Origin of the sequence: Paenarthrobacter nitroguajacolicus (assembly GCF_029952445.1) — a bacterium.
GTDB lineage: Bacteria > Actinomycetota > Actinomycetes > Actinomycetales > Micrococcaceae > Arthrobacter > Arthrobacter nitroguajacolicus_B.
The window spans coordinates 21,874-35,074 of the sequence record NZ_JAQPPK010000010.1; the positions used below are offsets into that span (position 1 = coordinate 21,874).

The 13,201-nt window shown below is 64.1% G+C and carries 11 protein-coding genes; 5 read left to right on the forward strand and 6 right to left on the reverse strand.

Annotation, left to right across the window (positions count from 1 at the left end; genetic code table 11):
- Together PJL15_RS08910 and PJL15_RS08915 are read left to right on the forward strand one after the other, a co-directional pair.
- The gene (locus tag PJL15_RS08910; RefSeq protein ID WP_281450791.1) at positions 1-1,263 is read left to right on the forward strand and encodes a DUF6986 family protein; all 1,263 of its coding nucleotides are present in this window, start codon (positions 1-3) and stop codon (positions 1,261-1,263) included.
- A 14-nt stretch (positions 1,264-1,277) separates the two neighbouring features.
- On the forward strand, positions 1,278-2,090 hold the full coding sequence (locus PJL15_RS08915) for a bifunctional allantoicase/(S)-ureidoglycine aminohydrolase (protein WP_281450792.1): 813 nt from the start codon (positions 1,278-1,280) through the stop codon (positions 2,088-2,090).
- An 85-nt stretch (positions 2,091-2,175) separates the two neighbouring features.
- Here PJL15_RS08915 and PJL15_RS08920 read toward each other — a convergent pair whose 3' ends face one another.
- The 4 genes from PJL15_RS08920 to PJL15_RS08935 all read right to left on the reverse strand — a co-directional run bounded on the left by PJL15_RS08920 (position 2,176) and on the right by PJL15_RS08935 (position 5,860).
- Complete coding sequence (locus PJL15_RS08920; RefSeq protein ID WP_281450793.1) at positions 2,176-2,475, reverse strand: hypothetical protein; 300 nt, start codon at positions 2,473-2,475, stop codon at positions 2,176-2,178.
- 133 nt (positions 2,476-2,608) lie between these two features.
- Positions 2,609-3,514, reverse strand: a complete 906-nt coding sequence (locus PJL15_RS08925) for a carbohydrate ABC transporter permease (protein WP_281450794.1) — start codon at positions 3,512-3,514, stop codon at positions 2,609-2,611.
- A gap of 10 nt (positions 3,515-3,524) precedes the next feature.
- The gene (locus PJL15_RS08930) at positions 3,525-4,523 is read right to left on the reverse strand and encodes a carbohydrate ABC transporter permease (protein ID WP_281450795.1); all 999 of its coding nucleotides are present in this window, start codon (positions 4,521-4,523) and stop codon (positions 3,525-3,527) included.
- Positions 4,523-5,860: an ABC transporter substrate-binding protein gene (locus PJL15_RS08935; protein WP_281450796.1), complete on the reverse strand. Its 1,338-nt coding sequence runs from the start codon at positions 5,858-5,860 to the stop codon at positions 4,523-4,525. The genes PJL15_RS08930 and PJL15_RS08935 overlap by 1 nt, the downstream gene beginning before the upstream one ends.
- 243 nt (positions 5,861-6,103) lie before the next feature.
- Between PJL15_RS08935 and PJL15_RS08940 the strand changes: the two genes are divergently transcribed.
- Complete coding sequence (locus PJL15_RS08940) at positions 6,104-7,129, forward strand: Gfo/Idh/MocA family protein (RefSeq protein ID WP_281450797.1); 1,026 nt, start codon at positions 6,104-6,106, stop codon at positions 7,127-7,129.
- Here PJL15_RS08940 and PJL15_RS08945 read toward each other — a convergent pair.
- Positions 7,126-8,574, reverse strand: coding sequence for a sulfatase-like hydrolase/transferase (locus PJL15_RS08945; RefSeq protein ID WP_281450798.1), 1,449 nt, complete (start codon positions 8,572-8,574; stop codon positions 7,126-7,128). The two genes, PJL15_RS08940 and PJL15_RS08945, sit on opposite strands and share 4 nt — an antisense overlap.
- A 153-nt stretch (positions 8,575-8,727) precedes the next feature.
- Here PJL15_RS08945 and PJL15_RS08950 point away from each other — a divergent pair, with 153 nt between their 5' ends.
- The gene (locus tag PJL15_RS08950) at positions 8,728-9,951 is read left to right on the forward strand and encodes a GntR family transcriptional regulator (RefSeq protein ID WP_281450799.1); all 1,224 of its coding nucleotides are present in this window, start codon (positions 8,728-8,730) and stop codon (positions 9,949-9,951) included.
- Here the strand turns inward: PJL15_RS08950 and PJL15_RS08955 are convergent.
- Positions 9,948-12,320: a polysaccharide lyase 8 family protein gene (locus PJL15_RS08955; RefSeq protein WP_281450800.1), complete on the reverse strand. Its 2,373-nt coding sequence runs from the start codon at positions 12,318-12,320 to the stop codon at positions 9,948-9,950. The genes PJL15_RS08950 and PJL15_RS08955 overlap by 4 nt on opposite strands.
- Before the next feature lie 237 nt (positions 12,321-12,557).
- On the opposite strand from PJL15_RS08955, the gene PJL15_RS08960 reads away from it, so the two are divergent.
- Positions 12,558-13,142, forward strand: coding sequence for a DinB family protein (locus tag PJL15_RS08960; protein WP_281450801.1), 585 nt, complete (start codon positions 12,558-12,560; stop codon positions 13,140-13,142).
- Positions 13,143-13,201 lie beyond the last annotated feature (59 nt).

Here is a 13,201-nt window from a genome sequence, read left to right on the forward strand (position 1 = left end):
ATGGGTTCATTCTCTGCATCCGATCTGGCCCACATCGAGTCGCAGCTCGCCGCTACGGATGAGTTGCTGGACCGCAACTACCCCGGCGACGACGGCTCGCGCCAGCCCATCCACACCGTCTACATCCCGGCCGACCGGTTCACGGAGACCTTCGTTGCCGATTGGGGCGCGCAGGCGCTTGCGACGGCGGAGGCCCACGGTGGTCTCGAGAAGCTCGGCCAGCTGTTGGGCCAGGAGCCTGACCTGGCTGCCGCTGTAGCGTCGCGGGTTGCTGCGAAGCTTGCCAGCGAGCCGATCGAGGACCTGCGCCTGGACTTCGAGGACGGCTACGGAGACCGTGGCGATGAGCAGGAAGACGCCGACGCCGTTGCTGCCGCCAACGCGGTTGCCGCAGCCGTTGCGGCCGGGACGGCTCCGCCTTTCATCGGCATCCGCTTCAAGTGCTTCGAAGCACCCACCCGGGCACGTGGCCTGCGGACGTTGGACCTGTTCGTCTCCACGCTGGCTTCTGCCGGAGAACTCCCGGCCGGACTGATCCTCACCCTGCCCAAGGTCACTACGGTGGCACAGGTGCAGGCCATGGACTACGCGGTCTCGCGCCTGGAGGAAGTCCTCGGACTCCCCGCAGGCCGACTCCGCTTTGAGGTGCAGGTGGAGACGCCGCAGCTGATCATCGGTGCTGACGGAACCTCCCCTGTAGCGCAGCTCCCCCATGTTGTGCCGGGCCGCATCAGCGCCCTGCACTACGGGACCTACGACTACAGCGCCTCCTTGGGTATCTCCGCGGAATACCAGTCCATGGAGCACCCGGTGGCCGATTTCGCCAAGGAAGTCATGCAGCTCGCAGTTGCCGGCACAGGCATCCGTCTCTCCGACGGCTCCACCAACATCATCCCCGTGGGTGACGCAGTGGAAGACGCCTGGAAGCTGCACGGCCGCTTGGTGCGTCGTTCCCTGGAAAACGGCTACTACCAGGGCTGGGACCTCCACGCCGCCCAGCTCCCGAGCCGATTCTCGGCGTCGTACGCTTTCTACCGCGAGGGCTTGCCCGCCGCGGCGCTGCGCCTCCGGAACTATGTGGAACGCACTGAAGGCGGCGTCATGGACGAGCCCGCCACCGCACGTGCCCTGGCCGGCTTCGTGCTCCGCGGCGTCCAGTGCGGCGCAGTGGGGACCGACGAGGTCAAGGCGCTTGCCGGCGTCGAACTTTCACAGCTGACCGCACTGGCGCACCCGCGGCTCGCACAACCGACTTCCCACTGATAGGAGCATTTCGCATGGGCAAGTACTACTACCCCGAGGGCGGGCTGCCCCCGCAGACCCACCTGACCACGGAGCGGGCCATCGTCACCGAGGCCTACACCGTGATCCCCAAGGGCGTCATGACGGACATCGTCACCAGCAACCTGCCGGGCTTCTCCAACACGCGTTCGTGGATCATCGCGCGGCCGATCTCAGGGTTCGCCACCACGTTCTCGCAGCTGATCGTGGAGATCGGCGCGGGCGGCGGTGCTCCCAAAGCTGAGTTCGAATCCGGCGTGGAGGGCGTCATCTTCGTGACCAAGGGCCAGGTCAACCTGACCCTCGACGGCGAACTGCACCATCTCGAAGAGGGCGGCTACGCCTACCTCGCGGCCGGATCCGAGTGGGGCCTGGAGAACGTGTCCGACGACATCGTTTCCTTCCACTGGATCCGCAAGGCCTACGAGCGCCTTGAGGGCTTCGAAGCGAAGTCGTTCGTGACCAACGAGAAGGACGTGGAGCCCACGTCCATGCCGGACACCAACGACGTCTGGAAGACCACGCGCTTCACGGATTCCAGCGACCTCGCGCACGATATGCAGGTCAACATCGTCACCTTCCAGCCCGGCGGCGTGATCCCCTTCCCCGAGACCCACGTCATGGAGCACGGCCTGTACGTGCTGGAGGGCAAGGCCATGTACTTGCTCAACAACGACTGGGTTGAGGTGGAGGCCGGCGATTTCATGTGGCTGCGCGCGTTCTGCCCCCAGGCCTGCTACGCGGGTGGTCCGGGCGAGTTCCGGTACCTGCTCTACAAGGACATGAACCGCCAGGTGAAGCTCACCTAGTCTTTGCTTCTGGTGCCGAGATCGCCGGAATGCTGCCAGTTCGTCTGGAGCGTCCCGGCGATTTCGTCGTTTTCGGACGGTTTCGCTACGTCCGTCGCCGGCCGATGGTGAGCCCGGCCCAGAAGGCGAGGACCAGCAGGCCCAGGACCGCGAGAAGCAGGCCGAGCTGCGTACCCTGGCTGATGAAACTCCCGCCGCTCGGTGGAAAGACCGTGTTGCTGAGCGGGGCGTACGCGAACCAGCCGGTGGGTTCGTCTTTCCCCTTCCACGCCACGATCAGCCCCACGATCACCGCGATCAGCCCCAGCAAAGGCACGACGGCGACAGGCAGTCTGCGCGAAGCTTGCGGTGGCTCTTGTTCCCCAAGTGTGTTGTTATCCCCCATGTCTGCCAGCCTAACCCGCGGCGCTTCGCCGTTGGAGCGCCGAAATCGCGGGAACGCCGCCCCTTCGACGGGAACCTTCCGGCGATTTCGTCGTTTTCCAGCGACCGCGCCGGCTTCACCCCAACGTCGTATGCTATTTGCCCATCCCGAGCGTGAGTCCCTCGGTAAGTCGGCGGCCCAGCCACACATAGATGACCAGCATGGGCAGCACCACCATTACCAGGCCTGCGAACAGTCCACCCCAATCAGCGCCGGAGTAGGTCTGCTGTTGGACGAACGAGATCAGCGCTACCGGGAGCGTGTACTTCTCGGTGGATTGCAGCAGGGTCAAGGCCAGAAGGGTCTCGTTCCAGTGTGAGATGACCTGGAGGATGAAGGCGGTGAGGATGCCGCCCTTGGCCAAAGGGAGGGTGATGCGCCAGAAGGTCCCGAAGGCCGTGGTCCCGTCCAGGGCAGCGGCTTCTTCCATTTCCAAGGGGAGGGAACGGAAGAAGGCCGTCAGCAGGAAGACCGTGAACGGCATGGAAACCCCAATGTAGACGAGGTTCAGTCCGATGATGCTGTCCGTGAGGTACACCTTGTTCAGCATCACGAACAGCGGAATGAGGATGACCTGCGCCGGAATGCCGAGGCCCAGGATGAAGTACAGGCTCAGGCCGCGGGTGAGCTTGTTGTCCACCCTGCTCAGGTAGTAGGCGCACGGCGCGGCGATGGCGACTGTCAGGACCGACGACACCACTGTGGTCAGCAGGCTGTTCCACGTGGCCACCGCGAAGTCCCCCACGGTCCAGGCCCGGACGAAGTTGCCGAAGTCCAGGGAGGCAGGCACGCCCCAAGGGTCGTCAAGAATGGCCCGGGTATCCCTGAAGGCCTGCGCCACCATCCACACCAGCGCCGCGATACTGATCGCAACCACCAGCCACAGCAGCCCCACGCCGAGGCCCCGGACTACGCTGCGTTCCCCGCGCAGGGCGGGACTGACACCGCGGCGTCCCCGCCGTCGGGCGGTCATGGGAGCCGCCGGTTTGTATTCGCTCATGTCATTTCCTTTAGAACTCGACGGCGTCGCGACGCATGGCGCGGCGCAGCAGGACAACCAGGACGGAGATCAGTGCCAACGACAACACAGCGGACGCCGTTGCCGCACCGTAGGCGGGCGTTGACTGTCCGGAGAAGGCGTTGACGTAGGTGTAGACGGCGGCCGTCCAGCTTTGGGTTGGAGGTACACCGGCACCGGAACTACCGCCGAAAACCCACACGATCTCAAAGATCTTCACCGACGAAATGGTCCACAGCACGGCACAGGTACCGAAGACATCCCAGGTCAGCGGGAGGATGACGTACCGCAGCCGCTGGAACGCGGAGGCTCCTGCCAGGGCACAGTCCTCGTAGTAGTAGGGCGGGATACGGTCGACGCCGGCCATCAGGATGGTGGTGAAGTAACCGGTGGTTGTGCAGACCAGGGTGACCATGATGAGCGGGAAGATGTTGTCCTGTGCCAGCCACTTGGGCGGATCCGTCACCCCAAAGGGTGCCAGCAGGCTGTTGACCATGCCGCCGGGGTTGAAGATGAAGCCGGCCAGGACACCGAACACGAGGGCGTTGATGAGGTGCGGGAAGAAGATGACGTTACGGACCATCTTCTTCCCTGCCATGTCCCGGAGGACGAGCGTCATGGCGAAAGCGAGAATGAAAATAGCGGCTCCCACCACGAACAGCAGCAGCAGGGTGTTGCCGAACGATGACAGGAAAAGCCGGTCCCGGAAGATCCGGCCATAGTTGTCCAGGCCCACGAATTTCATGGGTCCGGAGCCGGCCCATTTGTGGAGGCTGATCCACACTGCGCCAAGGGCGGGAACGATGAACAGGACCGTGTACAGGACGAACGCCGGACCCACGAAGGGAACCAGCAGCTTCTTACGCTGCACATCGATGGAACTTCCCGGCCGGCGGTCCTGGGCCGGGGCCTTCCTGCCTGCCGGCTTCCGGGACGCCGTATTCTGCGCGGCCGCTTTACCGGCGCGGGGTTCTTTCAGGCCGATGGACATCAGCCGTTGTCCTTCCAGTACTGGATCTGGGCTTCTTTCATCTTGGCCACGAACTCTGCGGCTGTGGTCTTTCCAAGGAACAGTTCATCGTCCCTGGGGAAGAAGACTTTCTCTGTGTAGCCGGGGAACGTCACGCCGTCGTTCTGCAGGTGCGTGGCCGGAGCGGCGTCGATAGCGGCTTTAACGCTTGCGACGGCGGGATCCACCGGTGCGTCCTGCCTCACTGGAAGCACCTTGGCGTCCGTGCCGAGGGCATCCTGGTACTTGGAGCCCAGCAGGTACGCCGCCAGCCGCTGTGCAGGTGCTTGGTTCTTGGACTTGGCCGGAACAGCGAAGCCGATGAAGTCCACGCGGGCGCTGGCCGGCTTGTCGCCGATGGCCGGGAACTGGAATGAGGAGTATTCGAAGCCCGGGGCGGCGTATGAGCCTGTTTCGGTGGGCGTCCACGAGCCGTTGAGGATCAGGGCGGCGTCACCGTTTGCCCAGAGCTGCTGTTGCGCCGGGAACTTGCTGGCGTTGTAGCCACTGTTCAGGTATCCACCTTTGACCAGTGATTCCACCTTTTTTGCTGCTTCAAGGACGGCAGGGTCATCCCATCCTGCGCCGGATTTGTCTTCTGCGAGGGCCTTGAAGCTGCCTGCGCCCTTGAGCCGGAGCAGCGAGGTAACGAACCAGGTGGAGTTGTAGCCTGCGATATCACCATCGGCGGCAATGGGGGCTGTTCCGCCGGCCTTCAGCTTGTCCAGGACTGCCATGAATTCATCCCAGGTGGCCGGCGGCTTTGCTTTGAGCTCCGGGTGCCTGGCGGCGTCGAACCAGATGCCGTCCGAGCTGATGCTGTAGGGCACCATCCAAGGCTGTCCGTCTTCTCCCTTGAAGACGCCGTTGCTGGTGAACTTCTCCGGAATCACCGAACTGATGGTCTTCCCGTCCAGCTCGTACGCGTAGACGGACGTCAGGGGGCTTGCCTGCCCGGTCTCGCCGATCACCGGAGCGAGCTTGGCGAGCGTTCCGTCCACCAGGTCCGGGACGTTGTTGGTGTTCAGGGCGGGGACGAGCTTTTCGGTGTTGCTGCGTCCCTGCCATTGAACGCTGACTTTGGCGCCGGTTTCTTTTTCGAAGTCTGCGATGGCAGTGGCGATGACCTTTTGCTGCGGTTCACCGTCCTTCCACATTGACCAATAGTTGATGGTCTGGCCGGAAATGGACCCGGAAATATCCACGGCTTCGGCGGCCGGGGAGGCATCGGTGGCTCCGCCGCAGGCAGTAGTGGACAAGGCAAGCGCTGCACCCAACAGGGCGGCCAGCGGGCGAAGATGACGGGCTGTTTTGCCCATGGGAATCACCTTTCGAGTGAGGGGGAACCAGCCGGATGCGGTTCAGTGAGACGACTCTCACAGCCCCCGAAAGCAGGATTCAATGAGTATTTTGGAAAGTTTCTTCACCTGCCAGGCAGCCCGTGGGCGGTGGGACCCAATTAGGCATTTATTCCTCTTTTCAGGCTCCCCAACAATCGAGGAGACCTGCGCGGCGTTCCGCTTGAACGAGCCCGCGCTCCGGCTCCGAGCTAAAGAGGGAAATTGATACGACTTGGAATCATTGGCGCGGGCGCCGTGGCACACTTCCATGCAGCATCCGCAGCGCGGATCAGCAACGTGGAGTTGGCCGCCGTCTGCGACCTGCGGCCTGAAGCCGCAGAGAGGGTCGCATCGCCATGGGGGGCTTCCGTCTACGGGGACTACCTGGCCATGTTCCGTGATGCCGGCTTGAACGCCGTCATCATCAATACCCCGCACGCCCTGCACCTGGAGATGGTGCTGGCCGCAGCCGACCACGGATTGCACGTGCTGGTGGAAAAGCCCATGGCCACCACCGTGGCCGACTGCGATCGCATGATTCAAGCGTGCCGGGAGGCCGGGGTGTCCTTGGTCATTGGGCAAATCCAGCATTTCCTCCCGGAGAAGCTGGCAGCCGAGGACGTGCTGGCCAGCGGCGAACTCGGCCGGGTCCTGATGATCCGCGACTACAGGACCACCGACTACCGTCCGGGAACCCGGCCGGACTGGTTCTTCAGCGAGACCATGGCAGGCGGGGGTGCACTGATGAACATCGGAGGCCATTGCCTTGACCGCTCCATCTGGTTCGGTGGCGCACCCGTTGAATCCGTGAGCGCCTCTACCATCAAGCGCTTCGGCGTTCCCGTGGAAACCGACGGTGCCATTGCGCTGACCCTCAAGAACGGGGTCCATGTCAGCATCTCCGTGGTGTCCGACGCTGCCCAACGCCTGGACGAGATCCTCGTTGTGTGTGAGTCCGGCACCCTGTCCTGCAGCCCCCACCATGGAACCTTGGTCCGCAGCGACGGCGTGACACGCACGGTGTGGGAACCGCAGCCCGAGGATATCCAGGAGGGTTTCTTCCTGCAGTTGCAGGATTTCGTCACTGTGCTCGACGGCGGCGCACCCAAAGTCGGCGTTGAGCACGCCCGCCACATCGTCGAGGTGGTCCTGGCGTCGTACGAGGCTGCCGGAAGCGGCCATGCCGTGGCTCTCCTGGACAGCGCCAAGCAGCTCAGTGCCGGACTCGCCCTCACGGACGTCGGCTAGGAAGACCCACCGGCTGCGTCCGTGCCATCCCAGTTGGGTGGGGTGAAAGCCCCCAGGGGGTCATCCAGCACGGACGCAGTCTGGCCTGCCCCCGCCACGGGAAGCCGACTCCCGTCGAGGACTGGGACACCGTGGCGCTGGAACCATTCCTGGAGCCGGGAACGCATGGCGGACACCCGCGCCGAGTGCGCCGGCTGGTCCACGAGGTTGACTCGCTCATCCGGGTCGGCCACAAGATCGAAGAGTTCATGTGGACCGTGCGGATACCGGTGCACGTACTTCCAGTCGGTGCTGCGGATCATCCGGACCGGACCGTATTCGTCAAAGACCACGACGGCGCGGTCCCCCGCCGTCGGAGTCAGCCCGCCAAGCAACTCCGCGAAAGACTGTCCCGGCCCGTCGTCGAAGCACCGGTGGTCCAAGCCCGCTAGCTCCAGGATGGTGGCCGCCAGGTCGTAGGCGGACAACAGTTCCGTCAGTACCGAGCCCTGCCGGATCCTGCCCGGGAGCGCGAAGATCGCCGGCACTTTAACGGAGGAGTCGTAGACGTTTTGCGGGAACGTCCCGTTGCCCTTCCCCCAAATGCCGTGGTGTCCGCAATTGAAACCGTTGTCGCTGCTGAAAACCACCAAGGTGTTGTCCCGTACCCCGAGTTCCTCCAGCCGGCTGAGGATCGTCCCGATCCCGGCGTCCATGGCACTCACGGCGGCAAAGTACCCCACGAGGGCTGCGCGGGTGTCCGCTTCGCCGCCGATCGGCACCCCGTCCACGGTGGGAGTCCACGGGTGCATGGCTTCCTGTGGACAGCTGGAAAACTCACAGTCGCTGTAGAGTTCCTCAAATTCCGGCGGATGTTGCCCCTTCCACGGCTTGTGGGGAGCGGTGTAGTTGAGGGCCAGGAAAAAGGGTTCAGGCTCTTGCGAGGCTTCGTTGATGAAGTCCAGGGCATCGCCGGTGATCGCGTCCGTCAAGTATTCGGTGACCGTTTCCCGGTGGCTGGTGCCGCCGTCGAACCTGTACATGACCGAGCGGTCATACGGGCTGCCTCCTCCTTCCAGTGCGAACCAGTGGCTGAAGCCTTTCCGGGGAGCATCGTTGGCGCCAAGGTGCCATTTGCCGGAAAGGCCCAGGCGATAGCCGGCATCGGCGAGGTCATCAGTGAACAACCGCTGACCCTGCAGGTAGTCGATGGCCTGCGGTCCGGTTTCGACGCCCGCCAAGTAGTCGTGGACGCCGTGGCGCGACGGGATGTTCCCGGTCATCAGGCTGGCGCGCGCCGGGGAGCAGACCGGTGAGGCGCAGAAGAAGTTCTCCAAGCGGGTGCCGCGGGCGGCGAGGGCATCCAGAGTGGGCGTGTGGATCTCGGGGTTTCCGGCGCAACCCAGCGCCCAGGCGCCTTGGTCGTCGCTGAGGATGAAAAGGATGTTCGGTTTCTTGTTGGACACCGTCCCATTGCTACTGAGCCTCGAGGCAAGGAATCAATGAGCATTCCAGGTTGGCGTGAAATAACTCCCCGGATCTGGCAATTACTCCCTGAATACTCTCTAAATCGTGGGGCATGATGAGAGAAATCGTCTGTCCACAGCTGGAGATGGATCATGCCAAAGAGGAAACAGGACCCGGACTCCGGTGTTGCGGCACTTCGCGACACTGCCAAGGCCAACTTGAAGTTCCAGGACTTGAGCGACGACCTCCGCAGGGACATCCTCGCCGGGACTTGGGCGGTGGGGACCAAGCTCCCCACCGAGCAGCAACTCGCAGCGGAGACCGGCCTTTCCCTGACGACGGTACGGAGGGCCTTCGAGGACCTGGTGGGCAAAGGGCTGGTGGTCAGGCGGCAGGGGGCGGGCAGTTTCGTCGCTGCTCCCCAGCGCGCGCAGAAACGCTCGAGGTTCGTCATCGGCGTCCTGCTCCCGGACACGCAGCTCTACTACCCGCGCGTCCTCCAGGGGATCGAGGAACACCTTTCCGCGCGGGGCGCCAGCCTGCAATTATCCACGTACCACTACGACTTCACTCGCGAGAATGCCGGCATCCAGTTCCTCCTGGATGCCGGAGTGGACGGCCTCATCCTGGTGCCAACGCTGACGGGCTTGGCTGATCCCCAGCAGCGCGTCGCCGAACTCATGGCCCTTCCCGTGCCGGTTGTCCTCCTGGAGCGGAGCCTGGATGACCTGGGGCCAGGAGACCGCACGGAACACGTCTGCTCGGATCACCAAGGCGGAGCGTACGACGCCGTCATGCACCTCCACCGCCTGGGTCACCGAAAGATTGGGCTGCTCACCCGGGCGAACGAGGCCGCTCGCAGCAGTAATCCCACGCAGGCTGCGGTCATCGCAGGGTATACGGCTGCCATCGCGGCGTTGGGGTTGGAGACCAACGCGCGCATGGCGTTCAGCGCAACGAAGCCGGAGTGGGAAGCCGACCAGGCCGAGCACATGTTCGGGCTGCTGGCTGGCAGTGGTGCCACTGCGGCCTTGGTGTTCGGCGACCGGGAAGCGGCCCTCCTGGAAGGCGCCGCGTCCCGCCACGGGGTTCGGGTTCCTGAGGACCTCGCCCTCGTCTCCTATGACGACGAAATGGCTGACCTCGCCCGGATACCGCTCACTGCGGTTTCGCCGGCCAAGCACAGGCTGGGCGTCATGGCCGCCGATGTCCTGCTGCGTCGGCTGACCGAAGGCGACGCGTGTCCGCTCTACCAGATCCGGTTGCGGCCACGCATTGTTGTCCGTGACTCCTGCGGGGCGAAGCGTTGTGAGGCCCGCTCTGCGGCCTTCGGGGACCAAATGGCGCGCAGATCAGGCCCCACAACGAGGCTCTAGCGGCGGAGCTTGATGAGCTTTGTCTGGCCGCTGAGCCCGGCGGTATCCAACGTCAGGGTGGTTTGTCCCGCAGCGTTGGTTCCCAAGGTTCCCCCGCCCTCCAGCACGCTGGACCACGTTCCCTCCGGCAAGGTCAGCGTGAGGCCGGCAGCCTTCTGCGTCGGCTCGCTGACAGCCAGGCTCAGCTCATTCCCATGCCTGGAGAACACCACGCAGGCAGGACCCGATGCGCCAAGGTCCCCCGCCATTCCGGGCTTCCAGAACGTTGCGGCTGTGGTCTTCGCGGTCTTGAACTCCACGGACTGAGCCGTAGCATCGTTGCGGATCACGCTGTACTTGTTTCCCTGCAACAGCTTCCGGGTCAGGTCCACCGATGCTCCCGGCGCCACCATGTACGCATAACTGCCGGTGACAGGCCCGGCCCCGTGGTCCACGTAGAGGGTGGCGAAATTGCGCTGCTGCACTGTGGCGCTGCCGTTGATGTTGACCCCGGACCAGCTGCCTGACCGGGTTTCCCGCAGCACGTGGAGCGGGGAATCATCGAGCATCGCGTACCCGCCGAAACCCTCCAAGTGCACCCAGCGCCCATCTCCCAGCACCTCAACGTTGCCGGGCGTTCCAGCGATGGTGCCCGCCGCCGTCGTGAGTGTATTGCTGCCTTGGTGGAGGTTGCGGTGGTCGAGGATGGTTTCCACCCTGGCGCCGGAAGCAGTGCTGATGTCCGCGCCGAGGCATATGGTGACGTCGCCGCTGACAAACCAGGACTTCCGGGCGGACAGGCCCGTGCGGCCCGGCCCCACCAGATGCTGTCCGACGGCGGCAACCTCACCCAGCGCTGTGGCCCCGCTCCACTCATTCGCGGGGACGGCAGCGCCCCACTCCCCCTCCACCTTGTCCGTCAAGGGAGTTGTGTCCACCGTGATGCCGGGGAGGCGGTTGTAGTTGGCCGTGGCCCAGAACGCGTCGTCGTACTGGCCGAGGTCGGACGTGTAGAAGTAGGTCATGCCGGAGCCGGTGTGATAGCCGCGGTTGTTCTCGCCGTTGCCGCATTCGTACCAGGCAATGCGGTTGCTGGACATGGCGAGCGACAATGCCCAGCCGGGTCCGCGGTGCATGGTGCGGTCCATCGCAGGGAAAAGCTTGTGGCCGGTCGCTTCTGCCACGGGGGCAACACCAGAGGCCTGGAGCTCCTTCACCAGCGCCGTCCTGGGCACACCCGCACTGCTGAGGATCGGTCGATAGGTATTGCGCGCAATCCAACCCGCGCACAAACCCCGCCATCGGGCGGCCGTCGCTGGATCCATGGCCCGTGCCAGCAGCAGGATGGCCTCGATCGCCGACGCCCCGAGATCGTAGCCGGTGTTGGCCTCGCGGCTGATGCTCCTGCCGCGGACAGCATCGGCCATGGCCCCGTTGATCATGACGGGCGCAAACGAACCCTCCACGGCGTCGAAGAAGATGTTGCGCGTTGGGTCTGAAACCTCGAACGCCGTGCCCCCAAGCAGGGAGAACAATTTGGACAGCCCGGTGAGCAGGACAACCCCGTAGGAACCGGTGTACGGAGTGGTGCTGTGCTGGATGAACGAACCATCGCGGAAGATTCCGTCCCCACTGGTCACGTACTGCCACACCTGGCTGAGCCCGGCCACTGCATGGTTGAGTTTGGCCGGGTCTTCTCCGGCCAGGGAACGGATGATGATGCCCTGGCACAGGTCCACGCGGTTGGCGCCAACGGAGGTGATCTTGCCGCGCTTGGGCGGGAACTGCAGCCACGGGTCGGGCACAAAATGGTCGATGGCCGCGCAGTAGGCAGTGCGCTCCGCGGCCGACAATTCGGCATGCAGGAGCACCATGGCGTCAGCGAGTGCCCGGGGTACGCCGATCTCCCAGGACCACCAGTTTCCTACCTCTTCCTTCCTGTCGTTGTAGCAAAGGATGTTGGCATCGGCGAGGCCTGCCTTGATGTCTGCCAGCACTGCGGCGTCCCCGAACACGGTCGCCGTAGGTGTTGCCCATGCAGTGGCCAGCTGGGACAAGCGCGTGTAGGTGGTGACCATTTCCGCGTCCTTGGCGAAGGACAAGTCCGTAAACACCGAGGTTCGGCCCGGCGACCTGTTGAGCTTGGCCAGGGAGTCTGCAGCCTTGTTGTTCAGTGCGGTGATGGCTTTGGCGAAGTCCGGGTCGCCGGCCTGGATGACGTTGCGGCCCGTGATCTGGTCCACCCAACGGTTCCGCAGCGCTGCGAACTCCGCTGCGCCCGGTTCTACGTCGGCCCAGGCGTTCTGTGCGAACATCGAGCTGACCACTGCCGCCAGGGATAGTGCGCCGGCACCCTGGAGCAGGGTCCTGCGGGGGAATTGAAGTGACAAGGAGTTGCTCCTAACACTCGTGGCGGGACGGGGTCCGGCGTCCTTCGCCGGGTCCGCCACTGGCTTGGGTTGAAGTCAACGCGATGCCGAAGAGAGGAATAAAGCAGTACCTTGTCACGTCCACGTCGCCGGAAACGTGCGGGACCGCCGTCGAGCGGCCAAATCGCCGGAGTTTTCCCGGCGGGCCCGAGTGCTTCCGGCGAACTCGTGCCAGGACCCCTTCGGTAGAGTGCTCCCATGAATGACAAAGCAACGTTGCTCCACTATCTGCGTACCCGTCGGCAGGATCTCCTCGGCAAGGTGGAAGGCCTGGGCGAATACGATGCCCGCAGGCCCATGACACCCACGGGAACTAATCTGCTTGGCCTGGTCAAACACGTGGCGAGCGTGGAGCTGGGGTATTTCGGGGAGACTTTCGGACGCCCCAACGGACGGGTCCTCCCTTGGTACGACGACAATGCCGAACCTGACGCGGACATGTGGGTCCCGGCAAATGAGAGCATGCAGGACATCATCGAGCTGCACCACTTCTCCGCCAAGCACAGTGACGAAACCATCGAATCCTTGCCCCTGGACGCTCCCGGCGTGGTGCCCTGGTGGTCCGAGGACAAGAAGAACGTGACCCTGCACCAAATCCTGGTGCACATGTGCGTCGAGACGGCACGTCATGCCGGGCACGCCGACATCATCCGGGAGCTCATCGACGGACAGGCAGGCCAACGTCCGAACGACCCCAACATCCCCGAACGGAACTCCGAAGAGTTGGCGGCACACCGTTACCGGATTGAACAGGCAGCCATCGACGCCGATCGCCAACACTGACTTTCACAGCCACGCGCCAACCTTCACAGCCCCCGCATATGTGGGGCAAACCTCCGGCG

Excerpts from the sequence above, each read along its gene's own strand:
- PJL15_RS08910 (WP_281450791.1), top strand. The coding sequence starts at position 1 with ATGGGTTCATTCTCTGCATCCGATCTGGCCCACATCGAGTCGCAGCTC.
- PJL15_RS08915 (WP_281450792.1), top strand. The coding sequence starts at position 1,278 with ATGGGCAAGTACTACTACCCCGAGGGCGGGCTGCCCCCGCAGACCCAC.
- PJL15_RS08920 (WP_281450793.1), bottom strand. The coding sequence starts at position 2,475 with ATGGGGGATAACAACACACTTGGGGAACAAGAGCCACCGCAAGCTTCG.
- PJL15_RS08925 (WP_281450794.1), bottom strand. The coding sequence starts at position 3,514 with ATGAGCGAATACAAACCGGCGGCTCCCATGACCGCCCGACGGCGGGGA.
- PJL15_RS08930 (WP_281450795.1), bottom strand. The coding sequence starts at position 4,523 with ATGTCCATCGGCCTGAAAGAACCCCGCGCCGGTAAAGCGGCCGCGCAG.
- PJL15_RS08935 (WP_281450796.1), bottom strand. The coding sequence starts at position 5,860 with ATGGGCAAAACAGCCCGTCATCTTCGCCCGCTGGCCGCCCTGTTGGGT.
- PJL15_RS08950 (WP_281450799.1), top strand. The coding sequence starts at position 8,728 with ATGCCAAAGAGGAAACAGGACCCGGACTCCGGTGTTGCGGCACTTCGC.
- PJL15_RS08960 (WP_281450801.1), top strand. The coding sequence starts at position 12,558 with ATGAATGACAAAGCAACGTTGCTCCACTATCTGCGTACCCGTCGGCAG.